Genomic DNA, 14956 nt, shown 5'->3' with positions numbered 1-14956 from the left:
AAGAACTCTCTGTGATCGGATGGGATGGAAAAACCGCGCCGCTGGTTTTCGCGGCACCTCCATTCGTTGATGCACGAGATCTGGAAACCTGCCGCTTTCGGCAGAAATTTTTTGAGAACCCGTTCAGCGGGCGGCGACGCTCACCCAGAACCGGCTCGCGGAACGCAGCCGCACGGGCAGCGTTTCCTCCAGCATGGCGAGCACCGCGTCGGTGTCGGCGAGCGGAAAGGCGCCGCTCACAAGGAGGCCGGCCACGGCCGGGTCGCAGCGCAAGACACCGCTGCGGTAGCGGGCCAGCTCATCGAGAAAATCGCCCAGGCGCATGCGCTCGACCACCAGCATGCCGTCGGTCCAGGCCACGGCGCGTTCGTCGGCGCGGTTCAGCATGCCGACGCTGCCCGCGCCGAAACGCACGCGGCTGCCCGCCTCCACCCGCGTGACCTGCGACTGCGTGCCGGCGCTGACGTCGACCGCGCCTTCGAGCACCGTGAGCCCGGTGGCATGCGCGCCTTCGTCGAACTCGCGCACGACGAAGCGGGTGCCCACCGGCACCAGCCGGCCGTCGCGGCCGAGCACGATGAAGGGGCGCTGGGCGGCGTCCTTGCCGGTGGTCACCATGATCTCGCCGTGGAGGAGCCGCAGCGTGCGCGTGGCGGCGTCGAAGCGCACGTCGACCGCGGTGCGCGTGTTGAGCACCAGCTGCGTGCCGTCCGCCAGCACCACGCTGCGCCGCTCGCCGGCACCGGTGCGGTGGTCGGCGCCCAGCAAGGCGATGTCGTGCCGCAGCGCCCAGGCGCCCCAGGCGCCGAGCCCCACGCCCGCGACGGACTTGAGCACCCAGCGGCGCTGCTGGCGCTCGGCGCCGCGCAGCGTCGACCGCGCGACCTGCGGATGAATGCCGGTGGTGCCTTCGCGCAGGTCGCGGCCCAGGCCGCACAGCCGCAGCCAGGCGCGCTCGTGGTCGGGGTGCGAGCGGCGCCATGCGTCGCAGGCGGCGCTGTCGGCGGCCGATGCGCCGCCGGACTGGATCTTCACCAGCCACGCGACGGCTTCGTCGACGACCGACGAATCGATGGCGCGCGGCGCGTCGCTCGCGGGCTTGAACACCGGCTGGCCGAGCCAGGCCTCGGACTCAATCGCCATAGACGGCGTCGTAGCAGTGGCGGTAGGCCTTGCCCATCGCCTTCTGCACGACGTTGAGGGTCAGGCCCAGCTGCTCGGCGATCTGCGGGTAGCTCAGGCCGTCGAGCTGCGCCATCAGGAAGACCTCGCGCACATGCGGCTTGAGGCCGTCGAGCACGCGGCTCACGGCCGCGAGCGCCTCGACGACCAGCAGGCGGGTTTCGGGCGACGGCGTGCTGGCCTCGGGCAGGTGCGCAATGGCGTCGAGGTAGGTGCGCTCCAGCGCGAGGCGGCGGAAGTATTGCGCCGCGATGCGGCTCGCCACGGTGGTCAGGTAGGCGCGCGGTTCACGCAGCGGGCCCGCTTCGTTCGACGACAGGATGCGCGCGAAGGTGTCGTGCGCGAGGTCGGCCGCGTTGTCCAGGTTGCCGAGCTTGCGGCGCAGCATGTCCAGCAGCCATGGGTGATGGTCGCTGTACAGCGTGTTCACGAGGCGGATCGAGGCGTCGGTGGCGGGCATGGAGGGCTTGCAATGCGGTCGCAGCACTTGTTGCGAATGGTTCTCATTGTAAGCAGATGGTTGTAGCAAACGGAAGCCCGTTCGCACCATTCGCACATCCGGCCCCAACGCGCCGGCCGGGGATCAGTTCAGCCCGGGCGCCTCGGCCTGCGACCACCACCTCGCGCAAGAGCATCTTCAACCAGACCGACCTGACGTTCTCGCTGAACACGGGCGCGGTGAAGCACAAGCTGCTCGTGGGCGCCGAACTCGGCCAGCAGGACACCGACAACTTCCGCAACACCGGCTTCGTCAACAACACGGCAACCAGCGTGACGGTGCCGCTGGCGTTTCCGACCACCTACGCGCCGGTGGTCTACCGCCAGGCCGCGACCGACGCCAACAACAGCGGCAAGGCGCGGGTGGCGGCGCTGTACGTGCAGGACCAGATCGAGCTGGCAGCTGCTCGGCGGGCATGACCCGCGCGTGCCTTGCTACGCGGGCGGCGTGGACCTCGACCTGCCGCTCGACAAGCTGCTCGCCCAGACCGACGCCAACCTGAAGAAGGGCTTTCGCGCCATCAAGATGAAGGTGGGCCGCAAGAGCCTCGGCGAAGACGTCGCACGGCTCGCGGCGATGCGCGAGCACCTGGGCGCGGAGTTTGCGCTGATGGTCGACGCCAACATGAAATGGACGGCCGATCAGGCGATTCGCGCGGCACGCGCGTTCACGCCGTACCACCCGCTGTGGCTCGAGGAGCCGCTGATTCCCGACGACGTGGCCGGCCATGCGCGCGTGCTGCGCGACGGCGGCCTGCCGATCGCGGCCGGCGAGAACCTGCGCACGCTGTGGGAGTTCAAGCACCTGATCGAGAGCGGCGGCGTGAGCTTTCCGGAGCCCGACGTCACCAACTGCGGCGGCGTGACCTCGTTCATGAAGATCGCGCACCTGGCCGAGGCCTTCAACCTGCCCGTGACCTCGCACGGCGCGCACGACGTCACCGTGCAACTGTTGGCGTCGACTCCCAACTGCGCCTACCTCGAAGCCCACGGCTTCGGGCTGGACCGCTACATCGCGCAGCCGCTGGAGATACAGGACGGCTTCGCGCTCGCACCGAGCCGCGCGGGGCACGGCATCGAATTCGAATGGCAGCGGCTGGCGAAAGAGCAAGCCTGACGAAGGCATCTGTCTTGCTGCCCGGGCGCACCTTGCCGCTCACCGTGCCGACCCCGTTCGCATGCGATGCGATCACCGACCCGGGCTTCACCAGTTCGTTGACCTTCGATCCGTTTTCGTCGATCGAAGGCACCTGAACCGGCGCACCGCGCCGTTGCGTCAACGCACCGATGCCGTGCGGCGCGTGCCGCCCTTGCCGTCCGTCACCAGCCTCGCGCTGTCCACGAAGCCCTGGATCAACCTGAGCCGCGCCGACGCGCGCAGCCACAGGATGCCGAAGCGCCGGTGCTCCGAAGGCAAGGGCAGCGCGATCTTCACGACCTTCTGCCCGTCGAGCAGCGGAGACGCGATGTCGGGCACCAGCGAAACACCCAGGCCGCGGTCGACCATCATCGCAATGGCCAGCAGCGAACTGAGTTCGAAGCGCTCCTGCGGCACGATGCCCGCGGCGCGCAGGTAGCGGTCGGCCTGCTTGCCGCCGCCCAGGTTGCGGTCGTAGCGGATGAGCGGCGAGGTGCGCAGCAGCTCGTGCGGATCGCGCCGCGCCAGGCGGCTCGGCGCGAGCAGCACCAGCGGCTCTTCGCGCAGCAGGGACCAGTCGAAGGTCTTGGCCAGCGCGAACGGCGGGTACAGGCACACGGCCGCGTCGAGCTCGCCCTGCTGCACACCCTTGTAGAGGGTGGCCGTGGTGCCGGACTGCAGGAACACCTTGGCGCCGGGGTGCGTCTTCACGAAGCGCGCGAGGATGTCCGGCAGCAGGCTGTGGATGGCGGTGTTGATGGTGCCGATGACCAGCTCGCCGCCGGCCGCCTCGCTGCCGAGCAGCGCCTTGATGTCGCTCACCTCGCGCAGCAGCGTGCGCGCGCGCTGCACCAGCTGGTGGCCGGCCTCGGTCGGTTGCACCGTGCGGCCGGCGCGCGCGAGCAGCGGCGCATGGAGCTCGCGCTCCAGCGCACGGATCTGCTGGGCCACGGCGCCGGGCGTGAGGTCGAGCCGGCGCGCGGCTTCGGACATCGAGCCCGACTCCACCACCAGGAGAAAGCTGTGCAGGTACGCGGTTTCCATGAAAGTAGATTTTCTATGATCTGATCGCAGTCATCCCCTGTTTTTCTTCGCTCATGAACTGCAGACACTGCGTTCATGAGAAGCAAACTGTTCGTTCCGGGCTCCCGCCCCGAGTTGTTCGCCAAGGCACTGGCCAGTGCGGCGGACGCCATCTGCATCGACCTGGAAGACGCCGTGTCCGAACCGCGCAAGGACGAGGCGCGCGAAACCGTGCGCCAGTTCCTGGTGCGCGGCGATGCGGCCACGGCCGCGTCGACGAAGACGCTGATCGTGCGCATCAACGCCATGGACACGCCGCACTTCGAGCGCGACGTGGCGGCCGCGGCGCAGGCCGGCGTGCACCTCATCAACCTGCCCAAGCCGCAAAGCGCGGCGCACGTGCGCACCGCCATTGAAGCCATCGAGCGTGCGGAGCGCGCCAACGGCGTGCAGGCGCCCATCGGCCTGCTGCTGAACATCGAGACGCCTGCGGCCTTGCGCATGGCGTCGGAGCTGGCGCTGGCGCATCCGCGCGTGGCGGGCCTGCAGCTGGGGCTGGGCGACCTGTTCGAGCCGCTGGGCATTGCGCGGCGCGAGCCGGCGGCCATCCAGCAGGCGATGTTCGCGGTGCGCATCGCTGCGGGCGAAGCGGGCCTGTATGCCTACGACAGCGCCTTCGCGGACATTCGCGACGCCGAGGGCTTTCGCGCCGAGGCCCGGCTGGCGCGCAACCTCGGCTTCCTCGGCAAGACCTGCATCCATCCGAGCCAGATCGCCATGGCCAACGACGTGTTCCGCCCCACCGACGAAGAAATCGCGCACGCCTGCAAGGTGGTCGAGGCCACGCGCGTGGCCGATGCCGACGGTGTCGGTGCCTACGTGGTGGACGGAAAGATGATCGACGGCCCTTTCGTGGTCCGCGCGCGCGCCATCGTCCAGAGCGCACGCAGCCTGGGGCTGCTGCCACGTTGAGCCGGCGTCCGCTTGCCAACCGCGCTTCCTGAATTCATAAAAACCCCGGAGACAAAAATGCAGTTCCCCTCGTCCGTTCGCTTTCGCTTTGGTTTTCGCTTGCGCACGCTCGCCGTCGTTGCCGCTGCCACGCTGGCCGGCACAGCCTTCGCTCAAGGCGCCTTCCCTTCGAAGACGATCACCATCGTCGTGCCCTACCCGGCCGGCGGATCGAACGACACCTTCGCGCGCCAGGTCGCCAAGGAGCTCGGCGACGAGCTCAAGCAGCCCGTGATCATCGACAACCGGCCCGGCGCGAGCGGCAACACCGGCACCGGGCAGGTGGCGCGCGCCACGCCCGACGGCTACACGCTGGTGGCAGTGTCCTCGAGCATGACGACCAACGCGGCCGTGCAGACCAGGCTGCCCTTCGACCCGGTGAAGGGCCTCGCGCCCGTGGCCATGTTCGCCAAGGGCCCGTTCATCGTCGCGGTGAACAACGAGTTCCCCGCCAAGACGCCGGCCGAGCTCATCGCGGCCATCAAGGCCAAGCCCGGCCAGTACAACTACGCGTCGTCCGGCTCGGGCAGCGTGAACCAGTTCGGCACCGAGCTGCTCAAGGCCAAGGTGGGCGACCTGCAGATTGCGCACATCCCGTACAAGGGCATGGGCCCGGCCGTGACCGACCTGATCGGCAACCAGACGCAGCTGCTGATTTCCAGCGGCCCTTCGCTGCTGCCGATGGTGCGTGCGGGCAAGCTGCGCGCGGTGGGCATCACCAGCCTGACGCAGAGCCCCGTCGCGCCCGACCTCACGCCCATGGCCGTGGCGGTGCCCGGCTACGAATTCGAACTGTGGTGGGGGCTGCTGGCACCGGCGGGCACGCCGGGCGACGTGGTCGGCAAGCTCAACACCGCCGTGAACCGCATCCTGGCCAAGCCCGCCATCGCGGCCAACTTCCTGCGCGAAGGCGCGATCGCCACGCCGCTCACGTCGGCGCAGTTCGGCACCGTCATCGCGGACGACGTGGAGCGCTGGAAGAAGCTGGCCAGGCAACAGAACATCACCGCCGATTGAGGAAACACCCATGAGCATCACCGCCTCCCACGCCGCGGACGACAGCACGCGCCTGCCCGCGCGCACCGGTCCCGCGGGGCCGCTGAGCGGCCTGCGCGTGCTCGACCTGAGCGCCTACATCGCGGGCCCCTATGGCTGCTCGCTGCTGGCCGACCAGGGCGCGGAGGTCATCAAGATCGAGCCGCCCACGGGCGACAACCTGCGCAAGTACCCGTCGACGCTGGAGGCCGAGAGCCGCGCGTTCATCGGCGTGAACCGCAGCAAGCTCGGCGTGGTGCTCGACCTGAAGCAGCCCGATGACCTGGCCGCGCTGATGGACCTGGTGCGCACGGCCGACGTGCTGGTGCACAACTTCCGCCCCAGCGTGCCGCCCCGTCTGGGCATTGCGTACGACCAGCTGAAGCTGGTGAACCCGCGGCTCATCTACTGCAGCGTGACGGGCTACGGCGAGACCGGCCCGCTGCGCGCGAAGGCCGGCTACGACCAGGTGCTGCAGACCATGACCGGCATGTGCGCGCTGCAGGGCAAGCGCGGCGAGCCGCCCGAGATCATCTACGGCTCGGTGGTCGACTACTACGCGGCCGCGCTGGTGGCCGCGGGCGTGGCCTCCGCGCTGTACGAGCGCGAGAAGAGCGGCGAAGGCCAGTTCGTGGGCGTGTCGCTGCTGCGCTCCGCGCTCACGATGCAGTCGGCGCGCATGGTGTGGGCCGAGGGCGAGCCGAAGGACGTGGGACGCGACATGCGCTCGGGCGGCATCACCGGCATCCACCCCACGCGCGAGGGGCACATCTACATCTCGGCCAACACGCCGCACTTCTGGCGGGCGCTGTGCGACAAGGTCGGCCTGGGCGAGCTGGCCGCCGACGAGCGCTACGACTCGGTGCGCAAGCGCGCGCAGCACTTCGCGGAAATCGTGCCCCGGCTGCGCACCGCACTGGCCGAACGCACCGCGCTCGAGTGGGAAGAACTGTTCGGCGAAGAAGTGCCCTGCGCCGCCGCGCGCACGGTGGAAGACATGTTCGACAACGCACAGGTGCTGGCCGAGGACATGGTCGCGAACTTCGCGCATCCCACGCTGGGTTCGTACCGCGGCTTCACCCGCCCCGTGCAATTCGGCCGCACGCCCGGGCCCGAGCCCTTCGCAGCGCCCACGCTGGGCCAGCACACGCAGCGCGTGCTGCCCGCGAAAGAGGCCGCCGGCCGCGCGGACGACTGAAGCCATGCGCGCCGACCTCGTGGTGCCGCACAGCAGCGGCACGCGCCAGCCCGCCAGCAGTGCACCCGAAGATGCCTGCGATGCGCACATGCACGTGTACGACCGCCGCTTTGCGCTGCACGGCTCGGCCGATGCAATGCTCGACCATGCGACCGCAGGCGACTACCGCCTGCTGCAGCGGCGCATCGGCACGCAGCGCACGGTGGTCGTGCAGCCGCGCGTGCACGGCATCGACAACAGCGTGACGCTGGCGGCCATCCGCGAACTGGGCGCGCGGCACACGCGCGGCGTGGCCGTGGTGCGCCCCGACGTGAGCGACGCCGAACTCGAGCGCCTGCACGCGGGCGGCATCCGCGGCATTCGCTTCACGCTGTACACCGCGGCCGGCACGGCAACGGATTTTTCCATGGTCGAGCCGCTCGCCCACCGCGTGCATGCGCTCGGCTGGCATGTGCAACTGCACTGGAACGCCGGGCAGATCGTGGAACACACGGCGCTGCTCGCGCGGCTGCCCTGCACCGTCGTGTTCGATCACCTGGCGCGCATGCCGCAGCCCGATGCACAGGCACACCCCGCGTTCGACGTGGTGCGCCGGCTGCGCGACAACGGCCGCACGTGGATCAAGCTGTCGGGCGCCTACCTCGACTCGGCGCTCGGCGCTGCGGGCGGCTATGCCGACACCGTCGCGCTCGCGCAGGCGTGGGTGCGGCAAGCGCCCGATCGCGTGGTGTGGGGCAGCGACTGGCCGCACCCCACCGAACGAACCGGCAAGCCCGACGACGCGCAGCTGTTCGACCTGCTGGCCGCCTGGGTGCCCGACGAAGCCCAGCGCCAACGCGTGCTGGTCGACAACCCGGCGCGGCTCTACGACTTTTCCTGAACGACCAACCCCTGGACACCCGAGACCCCTTGAACACCCGAGACACCGGCATGAACAAACGACTCCTGAAATCCGTCGCGGCGCTGGCCGCCTGCGCTCCCCTGCTGGGCTGGGCTGCCTGGCCCGACAAGCCGATCCGCATGGTCGTCCCCTACGCAGCGGGCGGCGGCGCGGACAACACCGCGCGCATCGTCGCGCAGCAGATGAGCACGGCGCTGGGCCAGCAGATCATCATCGACAACAGGCCCGGTGCGGGCGGCGTGATCGGCGCGGACAACGTGGCCAAGGCCGCCGGCGACGGCTACACGGTGCTGTACGACGCCTCGGCCTTCTCGGTGAACCCGTCGCTGCGCAAGCTGCCCTTCGACGCGGCGAAGGACTTCATTCCGGTGTCGCTGGTGGCCACGGCGCCGCAGATCCTGGTGGTGCCGGCCACGGCGCCGTACAAGACGGTGACGGAGTTCATCGACTTCGCGCGCAAGAACCCGGGCAAGCTGAGCTTCGCCTCGGCGGGCGGCGGCACGGGCTCGCACCTGGCGGGCGAGGCGCTCAACGAGCAGGCCAGGATCAACCTGATGCACGTGCCCTACAAGGGCGGCGCGCCTGCGCTCACCGACGTGATGGGCGAGCAGGTGTCGGCCTATTTCGGCAACGTGGCCTCGACGCTGGGCTACGTGAAAGGCGGCAAGCTGCGCGCGCTGGGCGTGAGCTCAGCCAAGCGTGTGCCGGGGCTGCCCGACACGCCGACGCTGGCCGAGTCAGGCCTGCCGGGCTACAACGTGGTGGAGTGGAACGGCGTGTTCCTGCCGAAGGGCACGCCGCCCGAGGTGGTGCAGAAGCTGGGCAAGGCGGTTCAGGCGGCGGTGAACGAGCCGGCCGTGAAGCAGAAGCTGCTGCAGCTGGGCCTGGAGCCGGCGGGCACCACGCCCGAGGCGTTCGCGAAGTTCGTGCAGGACGAAAGCGCCCGCGTGAGCGCGCTGGTGAAGGCGCGCAACATCCGCGTCGATTGAGCTAGGGGCCGGGCTGGGGCTGAGCCTTGGCCTGGGCTTGCATGTGGGCCTGGAGCATGGCCCCCATCTTTTCGTGGATCAGGTTGACGGCCTTCAGCGGCCGCAGCATCACCTTGAACTCGGTGATCTTGCCGGCGTCGTTCCACTTGATCATGTCCACGCCGTTGACGCTGATGCCGTCGAGCTCGAGCGTGAACTCGAGCACCGCGTCGCGCTCGCCCTTGAGTTCGCGCACGTAGCGAAAGCTGTCGTTGAAGAACACCTGGAACGCGGCGGCCAGGTACTTCTGCGTGATGGCCTTGCCGACCTGCGGCTTGTGCACCACCGGCGAATGAAAGACCGCGTCGTCGTCCAGCAGGGCGTCGAGGCCCGCTGCGTCCTGGCGCTCGACCAGTTGGTGCCACGTGGCGAGGGTGTCGATCGGCATGGGGTGTCCTCGGGCGTTGAATGAAAAGGCCCGGCCTGCGCGGCCGTGGATGCGGGCGCAGTCTAGCGAGGCGGCCGTTGCAGAGCTACTTGCGGTGTCGCGCAGTAGTCTTGGGGAAGGTGCCGGGTTCTCCTGTCGGAGCCCGGGGATGGGGCATGGCGTCGCTCGCAAGCGTCGGCGATGCGATTCCAAGGGCGCCCTCGCCTTCCGCTGTCGAGCAACCGGTCGCAGATGCCGCAATTTCTCAATAATCCACTAACGGCGCGTTTTAGAAAGGCATCACGCTGCCAACCACGGGGCGCGTGCCGGCGCCTCAGCGCGACGCTGGCGCCTCAACTGCTCGGCAAGAGGTCTCAGATCCCAGCTACGCCGCGCTGCAGCGCGAAATCGAGCAGCACGCGGTCGGAAGGCTCTTCAGGCCAGGTGGTCTGTGCGACCCACTTGTAGAACGTGCTGGCGGCCACACGGCTGGCCGGGCCGTCGCGGCGCCAAGCGCGGGCAATGGGCGGTGCCAACTGCTCGAGGCGCTGCGTTTCGAACTGGCCGCGCAGCTCGCCCTGCGCGGGCGGCTGCATCTCGCTGAACATCGCGCGGGCCTGCGCCATGCGGTCGTTCTCCCAGAGCTCGCGGATGCGCTGCATGCGGTCGGACGGCGACAGCTGTTGCTGCATGGCGGGTTGCGCAGCGGAGGTGGCGCTGGCGGCCGCGGGCGGCACTGCATCGGCGGGCGGCAGCGACTTGATCGCCGCGTAGCCCTTCTTGAGCGCGTCCTTGAAGTAGGCCGCGGGCGATTTCAGCTCGGGCATGGTCGGGCTGCGCAGCCGCTGGTCGACGTGGTCGAGGGTGGCGCGCAACTGGCCCTCGTCGGTCGTTGCGTAGAGGTCCTGCGCCTCTTCCTGCTTGATGCCGAGGGCGATGAGCCGGCCGACCAGCGCCAGGTCGAACACATTGCGCTCGGCATTCTGGATTTCGCCCAGGCGCTGTTGCGCCTTGGGCACGACACGGAACTGGATCTCTTCGATCTTTCGCCCGCGCTTGTGCTCGATGAGCTCGATGCTGAAGTCTTCGCACAGCGCGTCGATCTCGGCCAGGGCCTTGGAGATCACGTCGCGCTTGAGGAAACGGTAGTCGACTTCCTTGATGTCGCTGCGCCCGGTCAGCACGGCAGCCCACCAGACCACGTCCTCGCGCATCGACAGGCGGCCGGGGGAGGTGAGATAGCGCGCACCGATCTCGTAGAGCACGGCGGCGGAATAGCTTCGCATCTGGCCGCTGATCTCCAGCAGCACGCGCGTGTACTGGTGAGGGCGGACGAGCCGCTCCTTGATTTCTTCCGGATAGCGCCAGGTGACCATGCAGGCGCGACCCCTGCCCTGTTCCTCGATGGTGACGGTGCCCAGCAACTGCGACGACACCCAGCGCTTCAGCGCGGGGCCGCTGGTCGACCATTCGATGGTCGTCGCCTGCATGTCGCGCAGGTGGGCCTTGAGCAGCTCGGTGTTGTTGGAGTTGAAGCGGGCGTCGCCGATGAGCTCGCTCAGGGCGAGCTTGTAGACGGGTTCGTCGACGCCCTGGCGCTGCGAGTGATACAGCAGGGCGTTGTAGATACGGCGGGACAGCAGCGTGAGACGGCCGCGCTTGGGTCGGATCGCAATGGCTTCATTGGCTTTGGCGACGCTCTGTTCGTCTGCTGTCGGGGGTTGGCGCGGGGCGCTGGGCGGAGCATCTTCCTCGGCCATGTCTGATGTATCGCAAATGCTTGGGTTCACATCATGCCTCCGTATTGTGAATCGGTCAAATCACAAAGAAATGGACCGACTTGTTTTATTTAAAGATAAACACTTGGGACTTTGAAGAGTTTGGCTACTGACTTTCTCGTTCTGTGACAAGGACTTGGCGAGGTTTATGTGAGTAGTTATGGGGTTCAATGTGAGATCCGATGGGATTTCATGTGAGATCCATTGGGGTTCTTCGGCCATTGCTGTGTATGTCTATGGGGTTTGATGTGAGTGGATATGGGGTTCTGGCCTCGCCCGATGCCCTTTTCGCCCCGATCCATCCCGTTCTGCGGCTCGAACACGCCCGGATGCCCCGCAGTGGCGCACCTGAAGGGGCGTGGCACGGCAAAATGCGCCCATATGGCTGGGCGCCGGGACGGGGTTCCCTAATCCTTCTCACATTAGACAAGTGCATGGAGACCGCGGAATCGGTATAACTTGTTCATTCGATGGATTCTCGTAGAATTGCCGGATTCTGTCGAATAGGGTCTATGCAATGTCCGTCCCCGTGCCCCCCGTCAGTGGAAACCAGGTTTCCACCGACACCCAAACGCCTCCAAGGCAAGTCATCAACATGGAGCGCATCGCTGGCCTTGCCACGCGCGCTGGTTCCATGGTCGAGCAGATCCGGGGAATGCTGCTCGCCCCCGAGGCTCGCAAGATTCCTCCCGTCTATTCCACCGCCCAACTCGCCGCGCTTTGCGGCGTGGACAAGGCGCATGTCGCCTACCGCATCACCAAGGAAGACCTGCCGGCCGGCCGCCTGACGCCGTCGGGCGGCAAGCGCACCTTCGAGCTCGACGAGCTGCGCCGCTGGACGCGCACCTACCGTGCCGACAAGATGCGTCCCTCGGGTCGCAAGGCGATCACGATCGCTGTCGGCAACTTCAAGGGCGGCGTCGCCAAGACCACCACGGCCATGGTGCTGGCGCAAGGCCTGAGCCTGCGCGGCCATCGCGTGCTGGCGATCGACACCGACCCGCAAGGCTCGCTGACCACGCTGCACGGCTTGTTGCCCGAAGCCGAGGTCACGGAAGACATGACCATCGGACCGCTGTGCGACGGAACGCAGAGCGACATCCGCTACGCCATCCGTTCGACCTACTGGGACGGGCTGGACCTGGTGGCCGCGGCGCCATTTCTGTTCTCCGCCGAGTTCGCGTTGCCCGCACGCCAGATGCAGGAACCCGGCGCGAAGTTCTGGGACGTACTGAACGAAGGCCTGGAAAGCGTGCGCGACCTGTACGACGTGATCGTCATCGACACGCCGCCGTCGCTCTCTTATGTGACCATCAACGCGCTCTGGGCTGCGAATGGCATCGTGGTGCCGGTTCCGCCGTCGGGCCTGGACTTTGCCTCGTCGGCCCAGTTCTGGTCGCTGCTGGCCGACCTGGGCGGAAACCTCGACGGCCAGAGCAAAGACCGCGAGGGCAAGGCCTTCGAGTTCCTGCACGTGCTGCTGAGCCGCGTCGATGCGGCAGACCCGGCCATGCCCGCGGTGCGCCAGTGGATCCAGGCGACCTACGGCGAATACACATTGCCGGTCGAGATCCCGAAGACCAGCGTCACGAGCAACAAGGCCGCCGAGTTCGCGACCGTCTATGACGTGCAGCGCTATGAAGGCGCAGCCAAGACATACAAGCGGGCCGTGGATGCGTACGACGCATTTGTCGAACTGGTCGAGCAGTCGGTGGTCGGCGCTTGGGCCGCCCAGGGGAGAGCGCGCTGATGGGTGGAGGTTGCAGTCAAGACCGAATCCCTGCCAGTGTGCGAGAAAGCAGGACGGTGCGCGTTGGCGTGGAAACCAGGTTTCCACGCCAGGCCCTGTCACTGCGGATGGTTGAGCTGGACGCTGGGCTGCTGCTCGCTCGCCCAGAAGCGTCTTCTAATATGAGGGCACGCAAGGCCAGGCGTGTTGCTGGCGGGATCGTGGAAACCTGGTTTCCACGAAGTGCCGCGAACGTTGCCCATGGCATCGAGTCCGCATGCCGCCCGAACCTGACGATTCAACGGAAACGCGAAGCAGCAGCTTCTGTTTCTACGACCGGATGCCAGCGACTGGCGTCCGAGCCGCGACAGGCGAAATCGCCGTCGTCGCCGATTGGGGCATCGCGATCCCCGCTTGTGGAAACCAGGTTTCCACGCCCAAGGAGTCCGCACCATGTCTAGTACCCGCAAGCGCCTCGAAGCGCTGACCGCCAACCTGTCGCTGCCGCAGGCGCCCGCACAACCCGTCGACCTGCCGAAGGCAGCGCCTCCTGAAGAGCCGGCGCCGCACGTGGCCCCCGCAGGCATCAACGTGGAAACCAGGTTTCCACCGGCCGTGGGGGGCACTCATGTGCCGCGCACCGGCCCAGGCCAGATGCTCGCGTTCCGCGGCCAGATCCAGCAGGTCGAGGGAGAGATGGCGGCGCTGCGCGAAAAGCTGCGCCAGTACGAAGGCTCCCTGCCGACCCGCAAGATGGACCCGGCCACGATCCGGCCGAGCCGCTGGGCCAACCGCCACGAAACGGCTTTCAAGACCAGCGAGTTCGCGGGCCTGAAGGCCGACATCGAACATGCAGGCGGCAACGTCCAGCCGATCCTGGTGCGGCCGCTCAAGGACGAGCCGGGCCAGTTCGAACTGGTCTTCGGACACCGCCGGCACCGCGCCACGCTGGAACTGGGCATCCCCGTTCTGGCGTCGATCTGGACGGACGACCTGGGCGACGCCGCCCTGTTCGCCGCCATGGACCGGGAAAACCGCGAACGCGCCGACCTGTCGCCGTACGAGCAAGGCGTGATGTACCAGCGCGCCCTGGAAGAGCAACTGTTCCCCACGCAACGCCAGCTCGCCGAAGGATTGGGCGTCAGCCACACCTGGGTGCGAAAGGCGCTGATGGTGGCGCAGTTGCCGTCAGCGGTCGTCGAATGCTTCCGCTCGCCACTGGAAATCAGCTTCCGCCATGCCGAGCAGATCAACGCCGCGATGGCGCTGGACCGCCGCGCGCTCCTGAAGCGGGTGGAAAAGCTGCGGGGCCAGACGCTGTCGCCGGCGCTGGTGCTGGCGCGTCTGCTGGACGCTGCGCCCGGTTTCGAGCGCAGCGAGCGGGTCGAGGTTCAGGTCGACGGCCAGAAGGTTGGCACGCTGGTGCGTTCGAAGGCCGGGGAGGTCACGATCACCCTCACGCCTGGTGCCGCGATCAGTGCCCCGCTCGAGTCGTTGGAATCTGCGATCTCCGACGCTTTGCGCAGGGCACGCAGCTTGAGCTGATCGGCATCTGGGCGAGGCAGCTTGCCCCAATGTGAGATCTATTGGGATTTGAGGGTGCCCAGTGTCCAGTTCAGGCAGCCTTTGTAGTTAATTGGCCGTGGCCCGGACAAGCCACTTTGGATCGGGTCACGCAAATGGCAATTGCGAAACACCCGATCCCTCAGGCGCTGGTGCACCACGACATCCCCAGGGAAGGCCGTTCCAGCACTGCTGGAGCACTTCCCAATGGCAAGGAGGTGCCGCCAGCGGGCCAGGCCGGGTTCGATACACCTTCAGAGCCTTTGACGAGTGGATGCACACCTGTCGTTGGCACCGAACAAGTACGGCAAGCAGATGCCCAAATTCACTCACAATGCCAGCGAGCCCGATTCTCAGGGCGCCCTTTGTGGAGGTCGCGAAGCTTGGTAGCCGCGATGCCGGTCCTCGTGCGGCGCCCTTTCGATCTTGTGAAAGTGAGCGCAGGCTTTCGCAGCGTTTCCAGCAGCGACAAGCACTTGCATCGTTAATCTCGAAGGGTCGGGAA

Annotated in this window: 15 protein-coding genes; 10 read left to right on the top strand and 5 right to left on the bottom strand. The window is 67.6% G+C overall.

From position 1 onward, the window contains the following. Positions 1-123 precede the first annotated feature (123 nt). Both BM004_RS33070 and BM004_RS33065 read right to left on the bottom strand, forming a co-directional pair. A complete protein-coding gene (locus tag BM004_RS33070) occupies positions 124-1143 on the bottom strand; it encodes a FecR domain-containing protein (RefSeq protein WP_093219781.1) in 1020 nt (339 codons plus the stop codon). Next, complete coding sequence (locus BM004_RS33065; protein WP_093130292.1) at positions 1133-1642, bottom strand: sigma-70 family RNA polymerase sigma factor; 510 nt, start codon at positions 1640-1642, stop codon at positions 1133-1135. Before BM004_RS33065 ends, BM004_RS33070 begins: the two co-directional genes overlap by 11 nt. Positions 1643-1860: 218 nt before the next feature. Between BM004_RS33065 and BM004_RS33060 the strand changes: the two genes are divergently transcribed. The 3 genes from BM004_RS33060 to BM004_RS42165 are packed head-to-tail and all read left to right on the top strand — an operon-like array spanning position 1861 to position 2934. Further along, positions 1861-2100: a hypothetical protein gene (locus tag BM004_RS33060; protein WP_177206678.1), complete on the top strand. Its 240-nt coding sequence runs from the start codon at positions 1861-1863 to the stop codon at positions 2098-2100. A gap of 7 nt (positions 2101-2107) precedes the next feature. Further along, complete coding sequence (locus tag BM004_RS33055; protein WP_218152760.1) at positions 2108-2797, top strand: mandelate racemase/muconate lactonizing enzyme family protein; 690 nt, start codon at positions 2108-2110, stop codon at positions 2795-2797. A gap of 14 nt (positions 2798-2811) precedes the next feature. Further along, positions 2812-2934 (top strand): hypothetical protein, encoded by a 123-nt coding sequence (locus BM004_RS42165; protein ID WP_256220157.1) that lies wholly within the window; start codon positions 2812-2814, stop codon positions 2932-2934. Between the two features lie 22 nt (positions 2935-2956). Here the strand turns inward: BM004_RS42165 and BM004_RS33050 are convergent, their stop codons facing one another. Continuing rightward, positions 2957-3862, bottom strand: a complete 906-nt coding sequence (locus tag BM004_RS33050) for a LysR family transcriptional regulator (protein ID WP_093219774.1) — start codon at positions 3860-3862, stop codon at positions 2957-2959. Positions 3863-3937: 75 nt separating this feature from the next. Between BM004_RS33050 and BM004_RS33045 the strand changes: the two genes are divergently transcribed. Genes BM004_RS33045 through BM004_RS33025 form a run of 5 tightly spaced genes read left to right on the top strand, consistent with a single transcriptional unit; the run spans position 3938 to position 8975 of the window. Beyond that, entirely contained in the window at positions 3938-4813 is an 876-nt protein-coding gene (locus BM004_RS33045; protein ID WP_093219772.1) for an HpcH/HpaI aldolase/citrate lyase family protein, read from the top strand. 57 nt (positions 4814-4870) lie between these two features. After that, on the top strand, positions 4871-5869 hold the full coding sequence (locus BM004_RS33040; RefSeq protein ID WP_093219769.1) for a tripartite tricarboxylate transporter substrate binding protein: 999 nt from the start codon (positions 4871-4873) through the stop codon (positions 5867-5869). Between the two features lie 10 nt (positions 5870-5879). Continuing rightward, complete coding sequence (locus tag BM004_RS33035) at positions 5880-7085, top strand: CaiB/BaiF CoA transferase family protein (RefSeq protein ID WP_093219766.1); 1206 nt, start codon at positions 5880-5882, stop codon at positions 7083-7085. 4 nt (positions 7086-7089) lie between these two features. After that, positions 7090-7965 (top strand): amidohydrolase family protein, encoded by an 876-nt coding sequence (locus tag BM004_RS33030; RefSeq protein WP_093219763.1) that lies wholly within the window; start codon positions 7090-7092, stop codon positions 7963-7965. A 50-nt stretch (positions 7966-8015) separates the two neighbouring features. After that, on the top strand, positions 8016-8975 hold the full coding sequence (locus tag BM004_RS33025) for a Bug family tripartite tricarboxylate transporter substrate binding protein (RefSeq protein WP_093130284.1): 960 nt from the start codon (positions 8016-8018) through the stop codon (positions 8973-8975). Between the two features lies 1 nt (position 8976). On the opposite strand, the gene BM004_RS33020 is transcribed toward BM004_RS33025, so the two are convergent. Both BM004_RS33020 and BM004_RS33015 read right to left on the bottom strand, forming a co-directional pair. Then, a complete protein-coding gene (locus tag BM004_RS33020) occupies positions 8977-9402 on the bottom strand; it encodes a nuclear transport factor 2 family protein (RefSeq protein WP_093219761.1) in 426 nt (141 codons plus the stop codon). A gap of 353 nt (positions 9403-9755) precedes the next feature. Continuing rightward, entirely contained in the window at positions 9756-11141 is a 1386-nt protein-coding gene (locus tag BM004_RS33015) for a replication initiation protein (RefSeq protein ID WP_093219758.1), read from the bottom strand. 613 nt (positions 11142-11754) lie between these two features. Here BM004_RS33015 and BM004_RS33010 point away from each other — a divergent pair. Both BM004_RS33010 and BM004_RS33005 read left to right on the top strand, forming a co-directional pair. Further along, the gene (locus tag BM004_RS33010; RefSeq protein WP_256220156.1) at positions 11755-12909 is read left to right on the top strand and encodes an AAA family ATPase; all 1155 of its coding nucleotides are present in this window, start codon (positions 11755-11757) and stop codon (positions 12907-12909) included. 432 nt (positions 12910-13341) lie between these two features. Continuing rightward, on the top strand, positions 13342-14433 hold the full coding sequence (locus BM004_RS33005; protein WP_093219755.1) for a ParB/RepB/Spo0J family partition protein: 1092 nt from the start codon (positions 13342-13344) through the stop codon (positions 14431-14433). Positions 14434-14956: the final 523 nt, after the last annotated feature.

The sequence above is a fragment of the Variovorax sp. OK212 genome (genome assembly GCF_900112425.1).
GTDB lineage: Bacteria > Pseudomonadota > Gammaproteobacteria > Burkholderiales > Burkholderiaceae_C > Variovorax.
Note: the sequence above shows the minus strand (reverse complement) of the source record. Positions and strands in the feature narration are given on the sequence as shown.

Coding starts and splice junctions, on each gene's coding strand:
- BM004_RS33070 (WP_093219781.1), bottom strand. CDS start 1,143: ATGGCGATTGAGTCCGAGGCCTGGCTCGGCCAGCCGGTGTTCAAGCCC.
- BM004_RS33065 (WP_093130292.1), bottom strand. CDS start 1,642: ATGCCCGCCACCGACGCCTCGATCCGCCTCGTGAACACGCTGTACAGC.
- BM004_RS33050 (WP_093219774.1), bottom strand. CDS start 3,862: ATGGAAACCGCGTACCTGCACAGCTTTCTCCTGGTGGTGGAGTCGGGC.
- BM004_RS33045 (WP_093219772.1), top strand. CDS start 3,938: ATGAGAAGCAAACTGTTCGTTCCGGGCTCCCGCCCCGAGTTGTTCGCC.
- BM004_RS33040 (WP_093219769.1), top strand. CDS start 4,871: ATGCAGTTCCCCTCGTCCGTTCGCTTTCGCTTTGGTTTTCGCTTGCGC.
- BM004_RS33035 (WP_093219766.1), top strand. CDS start 5,880: ATGAGCATCACCGCCTCCCACGCCGCGGACGACAGCACGCGCCTGCCC.
- BM004_RS33030 (WP_093219763.1), top strand. CDS start 7,090: ATGCGCGCCGACCTCGTGGTGCCGCACAGCAGCGGCACGCGCCAGCCC.
- BM004_RS33025 (WP_093130284.1), top strand. CDS start 8,016: ATGAACAAACGACTCCTGAAATCCGTCGCGGCGCTGGCCGCCTGCGCT.
- BM004_RS33020 (WP_093219761.1), bottom strand. CDS start 9,402: ATGCCGATCGACACCCTCGCCACGTGGCACCAACTGGTCGAGCGCCAG.
- BM004_RS33015 (WP_093219758.1), bottom strand. CDS start 11,141: ATGGCCGAGGAAGATGCTCCGCCCAGCGCCCCGCGCCAACCCCCGACA.
- BM004_RS33010 (WP_256220156.1), top strand. CDS start 11,755: ATGGAGCGCATCGCTGGCCTTGCCACGCGCGCTGGTTCCATGGTCGAG.
- BM004_RS33005 (WP_093219755.1), top strand. CDS start 13,342: ATGTCTAGTACCCGCAAGCGCCTCGAAGCGCTGACCGCCAACCTGTCG.